Source organism: Streptomyces sp. NPDC000134 (assembly GCF_042899225.1).
Lineage (GTDB): Bacteria > Actinomycetota > Actinomycetes > Streptomycetales > Streptomycetaceae > Streptomyces.
This window is the reverse complement of sequence record NZ_JBIAZN010000002.1, coordinates 168,226-185,337: the sequence shown is the minus strand read 5'-3', so window position 1 is coordinate 185,337 and position 17,112 is coordinate 168,226. Positions and strand designations below refer to the sequence as shown.

Annotated in this window: 13 protein-coding genes, 1 tRNA gene and 1 pseudogene; 10 read left to right on the top strand and 5 right to left on the bottom strand. The window is 75.6% G+C overall.

Annotation, left to right across the window (positions count from 1 at the left end; all coding sequences use genetic code 11):
• Nucleotides 1-95: 95 nt before the first annotated feature.
• Nucleotides 96-1,295, top strand: coding sequence for a gephyrin-like molybdotransferase receptor GlpR (gene glpR / locus ACFY32_RS03250; protein WP_359195674.1), 1,200 nt, complete (start codon nucleotides 96-98; stop codon nucleotides 1,293-1,295).
• Nucleotides 1,296-1,365: 70 nt separating this feature from the next.
• Nucleotides 1,366-1,439, top strand: a tRNA-Ala gene (locus ACFY32_RS03245).
• A gap of 97 nt (nucleotides 1,440-1,536) precedes the next feature.
• Here ACFY32_RS03245 and ACFY32_RS03240 read toward each other — a convergent pair.
• Both ACFY32_RS03240 and ACFY32_RS03235 read right to left on the bottom strand, forming a co-directional pair.
• The gene (locus ACFY32_RS03240) at nucleotides 1,537-3,960 is read right to left on the bottom strand and encodes an FtsX-like permease family protein (RefSeq protein WP_390673300.1); all 2,424 of its coding nucleotides are present in this window, start codon (nucleotides 3,958-3,960) and stop codon (nucleotides 1,537-1,539) included.
• Nucleotides 3,961-4,253: 293 nt separating this feature from the next.
• A pseudogene (locus tag ACFY32_RS03235) lies at nucleotides 4,254-4,982 on the bottom strand (ABC transporter ATP-binding protein); the annotation flags it as partial.
• A gap of 160 nt (nucleotides 4,983-5,142) precedes the next feature.
• On the opposite strand from ACFY32_RS03235, the gene ACFY32_RS03230 reads away from it, so the two are divergent.
• Together ACFY32_RS03230 and ACFY32_RS03225 are read left to right on the top strand one after the other, a co-directional pair.
• Nucleotides 5,143-6,408, top strand: a complete 1,266-nt coding sequence (locus ACFY32_RS03230; RefSeq protein ID WP_390673299.1) for a sensor histidine kinase — start codon at nucleotides 5,143-5,145, stop codon at nucleotides 6,406-6,408.
• Nucleotides 6,381-7,040, top strand: a complete 660-nt coding sequence (locus ACFY32_RS03225) for a response regulator (RefSeq protein ID WP_390673298.1) — start codon at nucleotides 6,381-6,383, stop codon at nucleotides 7,038-7,040. The genes ACFY32_RS03230 and ACFY32_RS03225 overlap by 28 nt, the downstream gene beginning before the upstream one ends.
• On the opposite strand, the gene ACFY32_RS03220 is transcribed toward ACFY32_RS03225, so the two are convergent.
• A complete protein-coding gene (locus ACFY32_RS03220) occupies nucleotides 7,037-7,513 on the bottom strand; it encodes a GNAT family N-acetyltransferase (protein WP_359195659.1) in 477 nt (158 codons plus the stop codon). The two genes, ACFY32_RS03225 and ACFY32_RS03220, sit on opposite strands and share 4 nt — an antisense overlap.
• 66 nt (nucleotides 7,514-7,579) lie before the next feature.
• On the opposite strand from ACFY32_RS03220, the gene ACFY32_RS03215 reads away from it, so the two are divergent.
• Complete coding sequence (locus ACFY32_RS03215) at nucleotides 7,580-8,383, top strand: exodeoxyribonuclease III (RefSeq protein ID WP_359195656.1); 804 nt, start codon at nucleotides 7,580-7,582, stop codon at nucleotides 8,381-8,383.
• On the opposite strand, the gene ACFY32_RS03210 is transcribed toward ACFY32_RS03215, so the two are convergent.
• Nucleotides 8,384-9,037: a MerR family transcriptional regulator gene (locus tag ACFY32_RS03210; protein ID WP_359195653.1), complete on the bottom strand. Its 654-nt coding sequence runs from the start codon at nucleotides 9,035-9,037 to the stop codon at nucleotides 8,384-8,386. It lies immediately after the preceding gene.
• A 133-nt stretch (nucleotides 9,038-9,170) separates the two neighbouring features.
• On the opposite strand from ACFY32_RS03210, the gene ACFY32_RS03205 reads away from it, so the two are divergent.
• The 4 genes from ACFY32_RS03205 to ACFY32_RS03190 all read left to right on the top strand — a co-directional run bounded on the left by ACFY32_RS03205 (nucleotide 9,171) and on the right by ACFY32_RS03190 (nucleotide 12,764).
• A complete protein-coding gene (locus ACFY32_RS03205; protein ID WP_390673297.1) occupies nucleotides 9,171-10,685 on the top strand; it encodes a flavin-containing monooxygenase in 1,515 nt (504 codons plus the stop codon).
• Complete coding sequence (locus tag ACFY32_RS03200; protein ID WP_390673296.1) at nucleotides 10,682-11,617, top strand: alpha/beta fold hydrolase; 936 nt, start codon at nucleotides 10,682-10,684, stop codon at nucleotides 11,615-11,617. Before ACFY32_RS03205 ends, ACFY32_RS03200 begins: the two co-directional genes overlap by 4 nt.
• Nucleotides 11,614-12,498 (top strand): SDR family oxidoreductase, encoded by an 885-nt coding sequence (locus ACFY32_RS03195; RefSeq protein ID WP_359195644.1) that lies wholly within the window; start codon nucleotides 11,614-11,616, stop codon nucleotides 12,496-12,498. The genes ACFY32_RS03200 and ACFY32_RS03195 overlap by 4 nt, the downstream gene beginning before the upstream one ends.
• An 89-nt stretch (nucleotides 12,499-12,587) precedes the next feature.
• On the top strand, nucleotides 12,588-12,764 hold the full coding sequence (locus tag ACFY32_RS03190) for a hypothetical protein (protein WP_359195641.1): 177 nt from the start codon (nucleotides 12,588-12,590) through the stop codon (nucleotides 12,762-12,764).
• 215 nt (nucleotides 12,765-12,979) lie between these two features.
• On the opposite strand, the gene ACFY32_RS03185 is transcribed toward ACFY32_RS03190, so the two are convergent.
• Complete coding sequence (locus ACFY32_RS03185; protein ID WP_359195639.1) at nucleotides 12,980-16,243, bottom strand: S41 family peptidase; 3,264 nt, start codon at nucleotides 16,241-16,243, stop codon at nucleotides 12,980-12,982.
• A 170-nt stretch (nucleotides 16,244-16,413) separates the two neighbouring features.
• Between ACFY32_RS03185 and ACFY32_RS03180 the strand changes: the two genes are divergently transcribed.
• On the top strand, nucleotides 16,414-17,013 hold the full coding sequence (locus ACFY32_RS03180) for a TetR/AcrR family transcriptional regulator (RefSeq protein WP_359195636.1): 600 nt from the start codon (nucleotides 16,414-16,416) through the stop codon (nucleotides 17,011-17,013).
• The last annotated feature ends 99 nt before the right edge of the window (nucleotides 17,014-17,112 follow it).

Here is a 17,112-nt window from a genome sequence, read left to right as displayed (position 1 = left end):
CCATCGCAAAAAAATCTGGAATTATCAGCCGGATCGTGCGACACACCGGCCCAATTGGCGGATCGCCTCGGGCACATCCCTCTACCGTGTGAGGCGTGAGCAGCAGCGGCCTCATCTACGCAGTCATCGTCGGGGCCTGGGCCGCCTACTTGGTGCCGATGTGGCTCCGTAGGCAGGACGAGCTGAACGAGGCCCGTCCGACGGAACGCTTCAGCACCGCCATCCGGCTCCTGTCCGGACGAGCGGGCATGGAGCGCCGGTACGCCAAGGACCTGCGGGCGCGCTCCGCCGACGAGGCGGAGTTCGACGCCGACCCGGACGCCGTCACCGACTCGGTGGACGTCCGGGCCTTCGCCGTGTCCAAGACCCGCCGCGAACTCCGCCCCCAGGCCGCCCCGCCCGCCGCCGAACGGCCCGCCGAGCAGCGCCCCGCCGCCCAGCGGTCCGAATCCGGCCGCACGCGGGTCCCCGCCGCCCGGCGCGACGCCGCCGCCGAGGCCGCCGCCGCCCGCGCCCGCCGCTCCAAGGTGCTCGCCCGCCGGCGCCGTACCACGGTGGTGCTCTTCCTCGCCTTCACGCTCGGCGCGGTCGTCGCCGCCGTCGGCGGACTGGCGTTCCTGTGGGCGCCCGGCGTGCCCGCCGTGCTGCTCAGCGCGTACATCGCCCATCTGCGGTCCCAGGAGCGGCACCGCTTCGCCTACCAGATGGACCGCCGCCGGGCCGAGGACGCGGCCCGGCAACTGCGCGACCGCCAGCGCCGCCGCCGCGCCGCCGAGGCCGGCCCCGGCGGCGGACCCGGCGGCGAGCCCGACACCGAGGAGCCCGACGAGGCCCCCGAGGCGGCGGCCGACCCCGGCCTGTCCGCGCTCGCCGCCGACCGGCGGGCCCTGGTCGAGCAGACCGACCACGCCGAGTGGGTCGACCAGCAGCGCGAGCGGCAGCGGCGCCCCGGGCAGGGCGAGAGCTGGGACCCGGTCCCGGTGCCCCTGCCGACGTACGTCACCGCGCCGGTCGCCCCCCGCGCCACCTCCGGCGTGGACCTCGGCGCCCCCGACGCCTGGAGCTCGGCCCGCTCCAGCACCGTCCCCCCCGGCCAGGAGGACACCCCGGCCGGCGACGCGCCCGCCGGCCCCGGCCCCGCGGCCGGCCCGGCCGGCGCAGAGGACCGCCCGGAGGAGCCCGTCCGCAGCGGCGCCCGCCGGGCCGCGTCCGCGCGCCGGGCCCGGGAGCGCGGCCGCACCCCGCTGTTCGACCAGTACGAGGACGGCGACCGGCCGCGGGCCGCCAACGAGTAGCCCGCCGCCCGCCCCCGGGAACGGATTTTTGAGCAGGCCGATCGGGGTGCTAAAGTTTCACTCGTTGCAAGGGCCTGTGGCGCAGTCCGGTAGCGCACCTCGTTCGCATCGAGGGGGCCAGGGGTTCAAATCCCCTCAGGTCCACCGCAACAACTGCTCGCGAAGCAGTTGAGGAAATCCCGCCCGATCGGATTCGATCGGGCGGGATTTTTTTCGTGGCCCGACTTGACGGTGTGTCAGGTCAGGTGCGGCGCAGGGTCCGTGCCGCCGCCAGGACCGCCGCCGCCACCGCGACCAGGGCGCAGGCGCCGGCCGTCGCCGCCAGGGCCGGCCAGGGCAGGGCGAGCCGGGCCGGCGCCGACAGCAGGGCCAGGGCGCCGGTCATCCCGAGCAGGTTCAGCACCGCCACCAGCAGGCCCAGCAGCGCCCCCGCCCCCGCCACCGCCAGCGCCTCGCACCCGACCAGGCGCAGCACCTGGGCGCGGGTCGCGCCGGCCAACCGCAGCGCGGCCAGCTCCCGGGCCCGCCCGGCCGTCGCCATCACCTGCGTACCGGCCAGGGAGATGCCCGCGTAGACCAGGGCGATGCCCAGCACCAGCAGCAGGCCCGCGCGGGTCGTGCCGGCGCCGCCCGGCGCGTCCGCCCGCGGCCACGCCCCGGCCGCCAGCACCCGCCCGCCCGAGGACCGCGCGGCCGCCCGCAGCCCCGCCGCGACGGCGGCCCGGTCCGCGCCCGGCGCCACCGTCACCTCCACCCGGTCCACCCGGGCACCCGGCGCGTTGGCCGGGGTGACGTACACGCCGTTGCCGCCCGTGCCGACCGGCAGGACCGCCGCGATCCGCAGCGAACGGCGGGTGCCGTCGGCCAGCCAGACCGCGACCCGCCGGCCGACCGCGGGCCGCTCCCACTCCTCGTTCACCACGATCGAACCGTCGTCCAGATCCCCGATCCGGCCGGCCGCCACCGGCAGCCGGGTCGTCGCCGCCAGCGCCCGCGGCTCGACGGCACGGGCGTCGGAGCGGATCAGGGCCACGCCCTCCTCCAGCGCGAACACCGCGCTCGGCGCGGACGCCGACACCGCCGCCGTGCCGGGGACCGCGCGCAGCCTGCGTACCGTCGCCGCGTCCAGCGGGCCGCCGTCCGCCGTGACCACGAAGTCGGCCGCCGTACGGGCCCGCGCCTCGGCCGCCGCCGCCTCGCCCAGCGTCGCCGTCGCCCCGAGCAGCGAACCCGCCAGCGCCACCGTCACCAGCACCGGCGCCGCCACCGCCGCGCCCCGGCGGACGCCCCCGGCGGCGTTCTCCCGGACCAGCGTGCCGCCCGCGCCCGGCAACCGGGACGGCAGCCAGGTGATCAGGCGGACCGCCGGGCGCACCAGCGGCGGGGCCAGCACCGCCACCGCCGTGATCAGCAGCATGGGCCGGCTGACGTAGGTCTTGCGGTGCAGCAGGTCGGAGGGGTCGGAAAGCAGTGCCCAGGCGAGCGTTCCGGCCGCTGTCAGCAGCAGCGCGGCCCCGCACAGCAGACGGCCCCGGGTGAGGGTGCCGGTGTCCACCGACGCCTCGCGCAGCGCCTGCGCCGGCCGGGTCCGGCCCGCCCGCCAGGACGCCGCCACCACCCCGCACAGCGCCACCATCAGGCCCGTCCAGAACGCCGCGTGGTACGGCCAGGAGTGCGCGCCGATCACGAACCAGTCCGGCGCGAGGCCCTCCGCCACCACCCGCTCGGCGAGCAGCGGGGCGGCGTACCCGCCCAGCGCGCAGCCCGCCGCCGACGCGGCCACGCCGACCAGCAGCGCCTCCGCGACCACCGTCCGGCGGACCTGGCCCGGCGTCGCGCCCGCCGACCGCAGCAGCCCGAACTCCCGGCGCCGCTGGGCCACCGTGAACGCGAACGTCGACGCCACCACGAACACCGACACGAACCCGGCCACCCCGCCGGCCGTCCCGAACAGGGCGTTCAGCGCGGTCACCGCCTCGCCGTCCCGGTCCGCGCCGGCGTCCGCGAGCCGCCGCGCGTCCCCGGTCAGCACCCGGGCCCGGCCGCCCACCACCCGGCGTACCGCCGCCGGGTCGGCGTCGACGACGAGCTGGGTGCTCACCGGCGCCAGACCGGCGGCCCGCGCGTCGGTGTGGAAGACGGCCCGCTCGGCGGCGCGGCCGGTCACCGTGCCCACCACCCGGACCGTGCCGCGGTCGGTGCGCAGCGTCTCGCCCACCGCCGCCCAGGCACCGGCGACCACCACCTCGCCGTCCGCCCGCGGCGCCCGGCCCCCGGTCACGCGGTACGGGGCGAAGGCGGCGGTCGACCAGGGGTGGCCCACCAGGCCGGACGGGCCGCCCTCGACCCGTACCGGGTAGGAGCGGTCCTCGGTCACCCGGCCCAGCGCGCGCAGCGCGGCCACCGTGTCCGGCGGCACCGGGCGCGGCACGGCCAGCGGCGCGGTCCGGACGCCGATGGGGGTCGGCACGCGCAGGCTGTCCTCGCCGCGGACCACCACCGGCGCGGCGGCGAACCGCTCCGGGGCGCGGTCGGGCGCGTCGGCGACGGAGGCCAGGGCGAGCCCCATCACGGTGAGCAGGCCGACCCCCAGGGCCAGGGCGGTGAAGCTGCCGACGAAGGCGGTCCAGCGGGTACGCAGGGTGCGCAGGGCGAGGATCAGCACGACAGGGCCTCCGTCGCGCCCGGTGCCGCCTTCGCCGCGGGTGCGGCCGGCGAGTCCGGTGCCTCGGTCGCGGCCGGGGTTCCCGTCGCGCCCGGTGTTTCGGTCGCGGCTGGTGTTCCGGTCGTGTCCGGTGCCTCGGTCGTGCCCGGCCCGTCGGACGTTCTCGTCGTGCCCGGCCCGTCGGACGTGCCCGGCGTTCCCGGCCACTCGGGCATGCCCGTCGCGCCCGGCGCCTCGGACATGCCCGGTGCCCCCGTCCCACCCGGCGCCCCCCACGCGTCCGGTGTCGGCCGTGACGTCTCCAGGGCCGTCATCCGCGCGGCGATGCCGCCCGCCGTCGCCCCCGTCACCTCGCCGTGCACCCGGCCGTCGACCAGGAACACGACCCGGTCGGCGTACGCGGCGGCCACCGGGTCGTGGGTGACCATGACCAGCGTGCGGCCGTCGGTGTCGACCATCTCCCGCAGCAGCGCCAGCACCTGGCGGCCGGTCACCGAGTCCAGCGCGCCGGTCGGCTCGTCGGCGAAGAGGACCTCCGGGCGGGTGATCAGCGCCCGAGCCAGCGCCACCCGTTGCTGCTGCCCCCCGGACAGCTCCGCGGGCCGGTGCCGGGCCCGGTCGCCGAGGCCGACCCGGCGCAGCGCCTGGCGCACCTCGGCCCGGCGGGGGCGGCGGCCGGCCAGGCGGAGCGGCAGGGCGACGTTCTGCTCGGCGGTCAGCGACGGCAGCAGGTTGAACGACTGGAACACGAACCCGATCCGCTCCCGGCGCAGCAGCGTCAGCCGCCGCTCGCCCAGCCCCGTCAGCTCCGTCCCGCCGAGCCGCACCGACCCCGAGGTCGGCCGGTCCAGGCCCGCCGCGCACTGCAGCAGCGTCGACTTGCCCGACCCGGACGGGCCCATCACGGCGGTGAACGTACCGGCGGGGAAGGCGAGCGAGACGCCGTCCAGCGCCGTCACCCCGCCGTCCCCCGCTCCGTACCGTCTGCGCACGGACCGCAGTTCGATCGCGTCGGTTCCCATGTCCCGCCCCTCAGCTCGCTGTCGAGGGCTCCACGAAACCCCGGGAGGGGCCCGCCGATCATTGCGGCAGGGGCGAGAACCCGGGGTAGGGCCAGGCATACCCCCGAGCGGGGGCCAGGCCGGTGGTGGGGGCCGCCGGCCCGGCCGTACGGTGACCGGCATGACGGTGTGGGGGGCGCTCGGCGGGCGCGGATATCTGAGGTCGGCGTGGCCCTGGCGGGCGGCCGCCTACCTGCTGAGCGGGGCGCTGTTCGGGGCGGTCGTCCTGGCGGCGGTCCTCGGCGGGCTGGTCGTCGGGGGCGCGCTCGCCGTCCTGGTGATCGGGCTGCCGGTGCTCGCACTGACCGCGCTGGCCGGGATACCCGTGGCCGCCGTGGAGCGCCGCCGGCTGCGGCTGACCGGGATCGGCCCCGTCCCCGCGCGGCACCGGACGCCCGGCGCGCCCGGCCTCCCGGCATGGCTGGCGACCCGGCTGCGGGAGGCGGCGACCTGGCGGGAACTGGCGTACGCCGTGCTGCTCGGCACGCTGCTGTGGCCCCTGGACGCGCTGGCGGTGGCCTGCGCGGCCGGGGTACCGCTGTCGCTGCTGGCGGTGCCGGCGCTGGTCGCCGCCGACGGCGAGGCTAAGGCCGTCAAGCTGTGGACCGTCCAGTCCTGGCCGGCCGCCTGCGCGGTCGCCGCGCTCGGGCTGCTGCTGCTCGCCGCCGGGGCGTACGCCCTGGGCGGGTACGCCGGCGCGCGGGCCGAACTCGCGCGGGCGCTCCTCGGTGCCAAGGACGACGGAGACCGGGTCACCGAACTCGTCCGCTCCCGCGTCCGCCTGGTCGACGCCTTCGAGGCCGAGCGGCGGCGCATCGAACGCGACCTGCACGACGGGGCCCAGCAGCGGCTCGTCGCGCTCGGCATGACCCTCGGCCTGGCCCGGCTCGACGTCCCGCCCGGACCGCTCGCCGACCAGTTGGCCAAGGCGCACGGCGAGGCCGACCGGGCCCTGGCCGAACTCCGCGAACTCCTGCACGGCATCCACCCCAAGGTCCTCGCCGACTACGGCCTCCAGGACGCCGTCGCCGACGCCGCCGACCGCAGCCCGGTCCCCGTCGACCTCGCCCTGGACGTCCCCGGGCGGCTGCCGCGGCCCGTCGAGACCGCCGCGTACTTCGTGGTCTGCGAGGCCCTCGCCAACGTCGCCAAGCACAGCGGGGCCCGCCGCGCCCAGGTGCGCGGCGGCCACACGGACGGACGGCTGGTGCTGGAGATCGGCGACGACGGGCACGGCGGCGCCGACCCCGCCGGGGGCAGCGGGCTGACCGGGCTCGCCGACCGGGTGTCGGTGCTCGATGGCAGACTCTCCCTGTCCAGCCCGCCGGGCGGACCGACCCTGCTGCGTGTGGAGATCCCTTGCCGGCCGACCGACCCCTGCGGATAGTCCTCGCCGAGGACAGCGTGCTGCTGCGCGACGGGCTCATCGGTCTGCTCACCCGCTTCGGCCACCAGGTGGTGGCCGCGGTCGGCGACGCGGACGCCCTGGTCAAGGCGGTCGCCGGGCACGATCCCGACGTGGTGGTGACGGACGTACGGATGCCGCCGGGGCTGCACGACGAGGGGCTGCGGGCCGCCGTGGAACTGCGGGCGGAGCGGCCCGCGCTGCCGGTGCTGGTGCTCAGCCAGTACGTGCAGCGGGCCTACGCCGCCGAACTGCTCGACTCCGGCGACGGCACCGGCGTCGGCTATCTGCTCAAGGACCGGATCGGCCAGGTCGAGGAGTTCGTGACCGCCCTCGCCGAGGTCGCCGCCGGCGGCACGGTCGTCGACCCCGAGGTGGTACGGCAACTGCTGCGCCGGCGCCGCGACCCGCTGGCCCGGCTGACCCCGCGCGAGCGGGAGGTGCTGGCGCTGGTCGCCGAGGGCAAGTCCAACGGCGCGATCGCGCGGGCGCTGGTGGTGTCCGAGGCGGCCGTCGGCAAGCACATCGGGTCCATCCTCACCAAGCTGGACCTGCCACCGGCCGACGACACCCACCGCCGCGTCCTGGCGGTGCTCGCCTTCCTCAGGGCCTAAAGCCTCTTCGCGTAGCAGAGGCTGCTCTCGTGGAAGCGGTAGTAGCCGAACTTGTCGCACGGCTCGTAGCCGCTGGACACGTACAGCGCCACGGCCTCCGGCTGCTTGGTGCCGGTCTCCAGCACCATCCGGGTCCGGCCCGCCGCGCGGGCGTCCTCCTCCAGCGCGGCCAGGATGCGGCGGGCCAGCCCCCGGCCCCGCATCTGCTCGATCACGAACATCCGCTTCAGCTCGGCGTCGCCGTCCCGGTAGTTCTCCTCGTTGGCCTCCTGGGCCCGCCAGCCGCCCGTGGCGACCGGGACGCCGGCCCCGTCGTACGCGATCAGGTACAGGCCGTTCGGCGGTGCGAAGTGGGAGGGCTCCAGGTACGTCTCGTCGCCGCCGTCGCCGTAGCGCAGGGCGTACTCGGCCTGCACCTCGTCGTTCAGCTTCACGGCGTCGGGGTGGTCGAAGGGGACCGGGCGTATGTCCATGCTGCCTTCCGTGCGTCGAATCCATCCAGAACGGGACATGGTCCAGTGTGCCGGTAGGGTGCCCTGGTGCTCACCGTGACCACCGCAAACGTAAACGGACTGCGGGCCGCCGCGAAAAAGGGTTTCGTCCCGTGGCTCGCCGCCACCGGCGCCGATGTGCTCTGCCTCCAGGAGGTGCGCGCCGAGCCGGGGCAGCTTCCCGGGGAGGTCCGCGAGCCCGAGGGCTGGCACGTCACGCACGCCCCCGCCGCCGCCAAGGGCCGCGCCGGGGTCTCGCTCTACACCCGCCGGGAGCCCGACCGGGTACGGATCGGCTTCGGCTCGTCGGAGTTCGACGGCAGCGGGCGGTACGTCGAGGCCGACCTGCCCGGTGTGACGATCGCCTCCCTCTACCTGCCGTCCGGCGAGGTCGGCACCGAGCGGCAGGACGAGAAGGTCCGCTTCATGGACGAGTTCCTCGCCCACCTCAAGGACCTGCGCGAGCGCGCCGCCGCCGACGGCCGCGAGGTCCTCGTCTGCGGCGACTGGAACATCGCCCACCGCGAGGCCGACCTGAAGAACTGGCGCGCCAACCGCAAGAGCTCCGGCTTCCTCCCCGAGGAACGGCAGTGGCTGAGCCGGGTCCTCGACCCCGCGGAGGGCGGTTACGTGGACGTGATCCGGTCCCTGCACCCGGACACCGAGGGCCCGTACTCGTGGTGGTCGTACCGGGGGCGGGCCTTCGACAACGACGCGGGATGGCGGATCGACCTCCAGGTGGCGACCCCGGGGCTGGCGGCGAGGGCCGTCAAGGGGTACGTCGAGCGCGCCGCCACCCATGACGAGCGCTGGTCGGACCACGCGCCGGTGACGGTGGTCTACGACCGTTAGTCAGTCCCGCTCGGAGGGCATGCGCAGGCGGCGGTCCAGGGCGAGGGAGAGTTCCGCCTCGACGACCGCGCGGGCCAGGGGGCGCAGGCGGGGGAGGTCCTCCTCGCGGGCGTGGGCGAGGACCAGGTCGGCGAAGATCTCGGCGAGGGCCTCGGCGTGTTCGCGCACGCGGCGCCCGGCGTCCAGGACGCCGGCCAGCGGGATGCCCTCGCGGACCAGGGCGGTGGAGACGTCCAGCAGGCGGCGGCTTATGTGGACGATGTTCTCGCCGTCGGTGCCCAGGTAGCCGAGTTCCAGGGCGGCGGCCAGGTTCTCGGGGGTGTCCTGGCCCTGGAAGCGGTCGGCGAGTTCCTCGGGGGTGAGCCGGACCGGGGTCTCCTCGGTGGGCACGCCCAGGCCGAGGAGGTCGCCGACGTCCCGGCCGTGGTCGAAGGCGTCGGCGAGTTCCGCGATGCCGTTGAGGGTGTGGCCGCGTTCCAGCAGCGCCGAGATGGTGCGCAGCCGGGCCAGGTGGTGGTCGTCGTACCAGGCGATGCGGCCCTCGCGGCGGGGCGGCGGGATCAGTTTGCGCTCGCGGTAGAAGCGCAGGGTGCGCACCGTGATGCCGGCCAGCCGGGCCAGTTCCTCCATGCGGTACTCACGCTTGTCGCTCACGCCCCGACCCTACGGCGTACCGCCGGTAACTTTCTTTGGCCCGACCCCTACCCATCGGTAGCCGACTCGCTTACTCTCCCCATTGCGCCAGTGTTCACTGGCAGAGTCGATGGCGATGTGTGGAGGCGTCGGGATGGCCGAGCACGAGCATGTGAAAGTGGCGGTGGTCGGGTCCGGCTTCGGCGGGCTGGGTGCCGCGGTGCGCCTGCGCCGCGAGGGGATCACCGACTTCGTCGTCCTGGAGCGGGCCGGCAGCGTGGGCGGCACGTGGCGGGACAACAGTTACCCCGGGTGCGCCTGCGACGTGCCCTCGCACCTGTACTCCTTCTCCTTCGCGCCGTACCCGGACTGGCCGCGCACCTTCTCCGGGCAGCCCCACATCCGCGCCTACCTGGAGCGGGTCGCCGACACCTTCGGGCTCCGCCCGCACCTGCGCTTCGACTCGGAGGTGAAGCGGATGGTGTGGGACGCCGAGGAGTTCCGGTGGGAGATCGAGACCGCCCGGGGCACCCTCACCGCCGTCGTCGTCGTCTCCGCCACCGGCCCGCTCTCCGACCCCAAGATCCCGGACATACCCGGCCTGGACACCTTCCCCGGGAAGGTCTTCCACTCGGCCCGCTGGGACCACGGCCACGACCTCGCGGGCCGACGCGTCGCCATGATCGGCACCGGCGCCTCCGCGATCCAGATCGTGCCGTCGATCCAGCCGGAGGTCGGCCGGCTGACCCTGTTCCAGCGGACCCCCGCCTGGGTGATGCCCCGGGTGGACCGGGAGATCAGCGGCGCCGAGCGGGCGCTGCACCGGGCGCTGCCGGTCACCTCCAAGCTCCGCCGGGGCATGCTGTGGGGAATCCGGGAACTGCAGGTGCAGGCGTTCACCAAGCACCCCGGCGAGCTGGGCTTCGTCGAGCAGTTGGCCAAGCGGAACATGGCCCGCGCGATCAAGGACCCGGCGCTGCGCGCCAAGCTCACCCCCGACTACCGCATCGGCTGCAAGCGCATCCTGCTGTCCAACTCCTACTATCCCGCGCTCGCGCAGCCCAACGTGGACGTCGTCGCCTCCGGCCTCAGCGAGGTGCGCGGCTCCACCCTGGTCGCCGCCGACGGCAGCGAGGCCGAGGCCGACGTGATCGTCTTCGGCACCGGCTTCCACGTCACCGACATGCCCATCGCCGAGCGGGTCGTCGGCGCGGACGGCCGCACCCTCGCCGAGACCTGGAAGGGCGGCATGGAGGCGCTGCGCGGCGCCTCGGCGGCCGGCTTCCCCAACTGGCTGTCGATCATCGGGCCCAACACCGGCCTGGGGAACTCCTCCATGATCCTCATGATCGAGTCCCAACTGAACTACCTGGCCGACTACCTGCGCCAGCTCCGCGTGCTGGGCGGCAAGGTCGCCCTGGACGCCCGCCCCGCCGCCGTCGCCGCCTGGAACGAGCGGGTGCAGCGGCGGATGGAGCGCACGGTGTGGAACACCGGCGGCTGCACGAGCTGGTACCTGGACGCCAGCGGCCGCAACACCACCGTCTGGCCCGGCACCACCGCCGAGTTCCGGCGCGCGACCCGGCGCGTGGACCTCGCCGAGTACGCGGTCCTGCGCCCCTCCACCCGGCGGACCGCGCCCACGGCGCCCGCGGAGGTGGGCGCGTGACCCGGCCGGCCGCTTTCGCCGCGAGCCCGTACGCCCCGCCCGTCCCCGACCGGGAGCTGACCGCCGTCTCCGCCGACGGCGCCCGGCTGCACGTCGAGGTGCACGGCCCCGAGGGGGCGCCCGCGGTCGTCCTCGCCCACGGCTGGACCTGCTCGACCGCCTTCTGGGCGGCGCAGATCCGCGCCCTGGCCGACGGCCACCGGGTCATCGCCTACGACCAGCGCGGGCACGGCCGCAGCCCGGCGAGCCCCGCCTGCGGCACCGACGCCCTCGCCGACGACCTGGAGGCCGTGCTGGAGGCCACCCTCGCCCCCGGGGAGCGGGCGGTGGTCGCCGGGCACTCCATGGGCGGCATGACCGTGCTGGCCGCGGCCGGCCGGCCCGCCGTGCGCGAGCACGTGGCCGCCGTCCTGCTGTGCAGCACCGGAGCCTCCCGCCTGGTCGCCTCGTCCACCGTGATACCGCTGCCGCCGGGCCGGGTGCGCACCTGGCTGACCCGCCGCGTCCTCGGCTCCCGCGCGCCCCTCGGACCGGTCACGCCCGTCACCCTGCGCGTCCTCAAGTACGGGACGCTGGGCCCCGGTTCGGCCCCGGGCACCGTCGAGGCGTGCGCCCGGATCGTGCACGCCTGCCCGCGCGCCGTCCGGCACGCCTGGTCGCGGGTGCTCGACCTGCTCGACCTCGACCACGGCATACGGCGGCTGACGATGCCGGTCGAGATCGTCGTGGGCACCGCCGACCGGCTGACCCCGCCGGTGCACGCCCGCTCCCTGGCCGCCGCGCTGCCGCACTGCGCGGGCCTGACCGAACTGCCCGGCATCGGCCACATGACGCCGATGGAGGCGCCGGAGCTGGTCACCGGCCGAATACGGGCGCTCGCCGCCGCCCACATACCCACGTCCACCGCCGTACGAGCCGAGGAGAGCGCATGAGCAGGGTGAGCCTGGAGGGCCGGGTCGCCGTCGTCACCGGGGCGGCGCGCGGCGTCGGGGAGCTGCTGGCCCGCAAGCTGTCCGCCCGCGGCGTGAAGCTGGCGCTGGTCGGGCTGGAGCCGGACGCGCTGAAGCAGGTCGCGGCCAGGCTGCACAGCGACAGCGACCACTGGTACGCCGACGTCACCGACCAGGACGCGATGACCAGGGTCGCCGCCGAGGTGAAGGAACGGTTCGGCCGCGTCGACATCGTCGTCGCCAACGCGGGGGTCGCCACCGGCGGGCCCTTCGCCGACTCCGACCCCGAGGCGTGGCGGCGGGTGATAGAGGTCAATCTGATCGGCTCCGCGGTCACCGCCCGCGCCTTCCTCCCGGCCCTCCTGGAGACCCGCGGCTACCTGCTCCAGGTCGCCTCCCTCGCGGCGCTCACGCCCGCGCCGATGATGAGCGCGTACTGCGCCTCCAAGTCGGGCGTGGAGGCGTACGCGCACAGCCTGCGCGCCGAGGTCGGGCACCGGGGCGTGCGGGTCGGCGTCGGCTACCTGTCCTGGACCGACACCGACATGGTGCGCGGCGCCGACCAGGACGAGGTGATGCGGGAGCTGCGGCAGCGGCTGCCCTGGCCGACGAACAAGACGTATCCGCTGGGCCCGGCGGTGGACCGGCTGGTGGAGGGCATCGAGCGGCGGTCGGCGCATGTGTACGGGCAGTGGTGGCTGCGCGGGATGCAGGGCGTGCGCGGCTATCTGCCGGCCCTGATAGGCACCGTGGGGCAGCGGGAGATGCGGCGGTTCGCGGACCGGCTGGACGGGATGCGCGGCGGGCTGGTCGGGGCGGGCGGCTCGGCCGACGAACAGCACCGCACTACGGTGCGTGACTGATCGACATGCGGACGGTCACGGACCATGTGAATCTGATCGGGCCCGGCCATCCGAACGGCCGGACCCGACTCACCCAGGAGTGAACCCACATGGGGATCAAGGACCAGTTCCAGGAGAAGTCCGAGCGGTTGCAGGAGCAGGGCCGGCAGAAGGCCGACCAGGCCAGGGAGCAGGTCCAGGAGCGTCGCCGGCGTGACGACGACGACCTGGACCAGCCGGCGCGCCGCGAGGCGGAGGACCGCTTCGACCGCGACTTCGACGCCTGACGCGCCGTTCCGCCGACGCGGTACGAGGGGCGCCCTCCCTGACCGGGGGGCGCCCCTTCCGCGCTGCTCGGCCCCAGGGCGGCGGCGGCCCTCTTCCGCGCTGCCCGGCCCCAGGGCGGCAGCGGCCCTCTTCCGCGAGGCCCGGCCCCAGGGCGGCAGCGGCCCCCTCCCGCGCTGCCCGGCCCCGGGCGGCAGTGGCCCCCCGCCGCTCCCGCTCACCCCCGGGGCGGCAGCGGCGGGCGGGAGCGGTCGGGTACGTCGCGCAGGTCCGGCGGGGTGGCCGGCGGGGCGCTCTCCAGCGCCGCCAGAGCCAGCCGCACCGCCTCGCCGAGCACCGGATAGCGGCCCTCGGCCCAGTCCAGCGGGGTGCGCAGCACCGGCACGTCGGGGTCGACGCCCCGGTTCTCCACCGACCAGCCGTAGGCGTCGAACCAGGCCGCGTTCATCGGCACCGTGATCACCGTGCCGTCGCCCAGGCGGTGCCGGCCGGTCATCCCTACCACCCCGCCCCAGGTGCGCTGCCCGACGACCGGGCCCAGCCCCAGCAGCTTGAACGCCGCCGTGATCATGTCGCCGTCGGAGGAGGTCGCCTCGTCCGCGACCGCCACCACCGGCCCGCGCGGCGCGTTCGAGGTGTACGACACCGGCTGGGCGTTCCGCGTCAGGTCCCAGCCGAGGATGGTGCGGGTCAGCTTCTCGATGACGAGTTCGCTGATGTGGCCGCCCGCGTTGCCGCGCACGTCCACGATCAGCGCCGGCCGGGACACCTCCCTGCGCAGATCGCGGTTGAACTGCGCCCAGCCCGAGCCGCCCATGTCCGGGATGTGCAGATAGCCGCACCGCCCGCCGCTCAGCTCCCGCACCACCTCCCGGCGCCGGACCACCCAGTCCTGGTAGCGCAGCGGGCGTTCGTCGACCAGCGGGACGACGGCGACCCGCCGGGCGGGACCGGTGCCCCCGGGCGGCGCGAAGGTCAGCTCCACCGTCGTCGCGGCGGCCCCCGCCAGCAGCGGGTACGGTCCCGCCACCGGGTCGACCGGGCGGCCGTCGACGTGGGTGAGGGCCGCGCCCTCGCGGATGCCGGTGCCGGCCAGCGGGGAGCGGGCCCGGGAGTCGGAGGCGTCGCCGGGCAGGACCCGCCGGACCAGCCAGCGGCCGTCCCGGCAGGTGAGGCCGGCGCCGAGCAGGCCCTGGAGGCGCTGGTAGTGCGGCGGGCCCTCGTTGCGGCGGGCGGCGGCTACGTAGGCGTGCGAGGTGCCCAGCTCGCCGAGGACCTCGCGCAGCAGGTCGGCGAACTCGTCCGGCGTGGCCACCCGGTCCACCAGCGGCCGGTACTGCGCCAGCACCGCGTCCCAGTCGATGCCGCACATGCCCGGCTCCCAGAAGTAGGCCCGGGTCAGCCGCCCCGCCTCCTCGTACGCCTGCCGCCACTCGGCGCCCGGGTCCACCCGGTGCAGGACGCGGCGCAGGTCGATCCAGGTGGTGGTGTCCCCGTCGCCGGCCTCCGTGGCGGGTACCGCGCGCAGCTCGCCCTCGTCGACGACGACCAGGCGGGTGCCGTCGCCGCTGACCCCGAACGCGTCGAGGTGGCCGACGAGTTCGGACTTCTTGGCGCGGGCGAGGCCGAAGTGCTCCAGGGTGGGCCGCTCGCTCGGGTCGTCCGGGTTGGCGAAGGTCTCGCCCAGCGCGCCGGAGATCGGCCAGCGCAGCCAGACCAGTCCGCCGCCGGCGACCGGGTACAGCGCCGAGTACTTGGAGGCGGTCACCGGGAACGGTGTCACCCGGCTGGCCAGGCCCTCCACCTCGACGGTGACCGGGCCGCCCTCGCCGGGCCCGTCCTCGTCCGGGTCCAGGCCGCCGGCGGCCGGGCGGCCCTCCGGGTTCAGCGCGAACGGGGAGGGGGTGGCCGAGGAGAGCGGGACCAGGTAGGGGCGGCAGCCGAGGGGGAAGGACAGGTCGCCGGTGTGCACGTCGTACACGGGGTCGAAGCCGCGCCAGGACAGGAAGGCCAGATAGCGGCCGTCGCGGGTGAAGACCGGGTTCTCGTCCTCGAACCGGCCGTCGGTGACGTCGATGACGAACCGGTCGCCGATCCGGGCCAGCCTGATCTGCCGCAGGGTGCGCCCGATGCCGGGGTGGGACCAGGTCAGCCAGGCCCCGTCCGGGGAGAACGCGAGGTCGCGGACGGGCCCGTTGGCGGACCTGATCAGCTCGGTGACGCGGTCGCCGGCGTCCGCCGCGGGGTCCGTCTCCTGCTCGGTCACGTCGAGCAGCAGCAGCCTGCCGTCGTGGGAGGCGACGGCCAGCCGTTCGCCCAGCGGGTCGGAGACCGTCTCCAGCACCCTGCCGAGGCGTCCCGCGGCCAGCCTGCGGGGCGCCCGGCCGCCGGTGGCCCGGGGAAGGTGGACGATCTCCACCGCGTCCTCGCCCTCGGCGTCCGTGACGTAGGCGATCCGGCCGCTGCCGCCGAGCATCTCCGGCAGCCGCACCCGTACCCCGGGGGTGTCGGCGAGGGTGCGGGCCGGCCCGTCCCGGTGGGTGAGCCAGTACAGGCCGCCCCGGACGACCACGGCGCTGGCCCGGCCGGTCTCGTCCACGGCGAGGCCGTCCAGGTGCTGCGCGGCGGGCACCTGGTAGGGCCGCCGTCCGGCGCGCGGCCCGTTCAGCCGCACGTCCAGGCGCCGGGGTACGGAACCGGCGGACAGGTCCTCGACCAGCCAGAGGTCGCCGGCGCACTGGTAGACCACCCGGGTGCCGTCGCCGGCGGCGTGCCGGGCGTAGAAGGCGTCGTGGTCGGTGTGCCGGCGCAGGTCGGAGCCGTCGTAGGCGCAGGAGTAGAGGTTGCCGACGCCCTCGTGGTCGGAGAGGAAGGCGATCCGGCCGCCGACGAACATGGGGGAGTGCAGGTGTCCGCCGAGGCCGGGCAGCAGCCGTTCGCCGTGCAGCCAGAGGCGGCCGGTGGCGCCGCCCCGGTACCGCTTCCAGGCGGCGGGTTCGTGCGGCGGGGTGCCGGTGAGCAGCAGGGTGCGGCGCTCGCCGTCGAGGTCGGCGGCCTGGAGGTCGGCGACCGGTCCCCAGGGCAGCTTGCGGCCGGGGCCGCCGTCGGGATCGATCTTGTAGGCCCAGGTCAGGTGGGAGAACGGCTCGCCCTGGGAGGTGACGGCGAGGACCGCCGCCGTGCCGTCCGGTTCCGGCGGCGTCCATCCGCAGACCCGGGTGTCGAGGCTGCCCCAGTGGGTGAGCTGCCGGGCCGGGCCGCCGTCCACCGGCACCAGGTGGACCTCGGGCACCAGGGTGCGCCAGCTCGTGTACGCGAGGTGGCGGCCGTCGGGCGAGAAGCGCGGCTGCCCGGCCTTGGTGCGGTCGACGGTGAGCCGCCGGGCGCGGCCGGGATCGTCGAGCCGGGCCAGCCAGAGGTCGTCCTCGGCGACGAAGCAGAGCAGGTCCGAGTGGAGGTGCGGGAAGCGCGGGTAGCTCACCCTCCCCATGCTTTTCCGGGCCCCGGACCCCAGCAACTCGTGACGGTGTTTACGCCGCGCCGACAACCGTGACCCAAGCCACGTACGAAACCGTTTCGTTTCGCTTGCCGGGTGGGATACATTCGTCACGTACGCACACCGTGCCGTTCGGAGCGAGAGGTGACGGGGAGATGACTCAGGTCGCGACGGTCCGCCGCAGCCGGATCACTCCCGAGCGCGAGGCCGAGCTGTACGGTGCCGTGCTCGACCTGCTCCGGGAGGTCGGCTACGACGCCCTCACCATGGACGCCGTCGCCGCCCGCACCCGGTCCAGCAAGGCCACCCTCTACCGCCAGTGGGGCGGCAAGGCCGAGCTGGTCGTCAAGGCGGTCCGGCACGGCAAGCCCGGCCGCACCGGCGACATCGACACCGGCTCGCTCCGCGGCGACCTGCACGCCCTGCTGGCCCGCGAGGACGACTGCACCATGGAGCAGAACTCCGCGCTGATGCGGGGCCTGGCCATGGCGCTGCACCAGAACCCGGACCTGCGCCAGGCGTTCCGGGAACAGCTCATCGAACCGGAGACGGCGGAGTTCCGGCGCGTGCTCCAGCGCGCCGTCGACCGGGGGGAGACCAGACCGGACTGCCCGGCGCTGGACTTCCTGGTGCACATGATGGTCGGCGGTTTCGCCACCCGCACGCTGCTGGAGGACCAGCCGCCGACGCGGGACTTCCTCATCTCCTACATCGACGCCGTGATCCTCCCCGCTCTCGGCGTCACCCCTTCCTGACACGCCCCCCCCAGCTAGCCCCTACCTGACGTCACCGCTCACGTCGTCGGGCTGGTCACCCCTGCCCTGAAGACCCCACGACCTGACCGGGAGTACGCC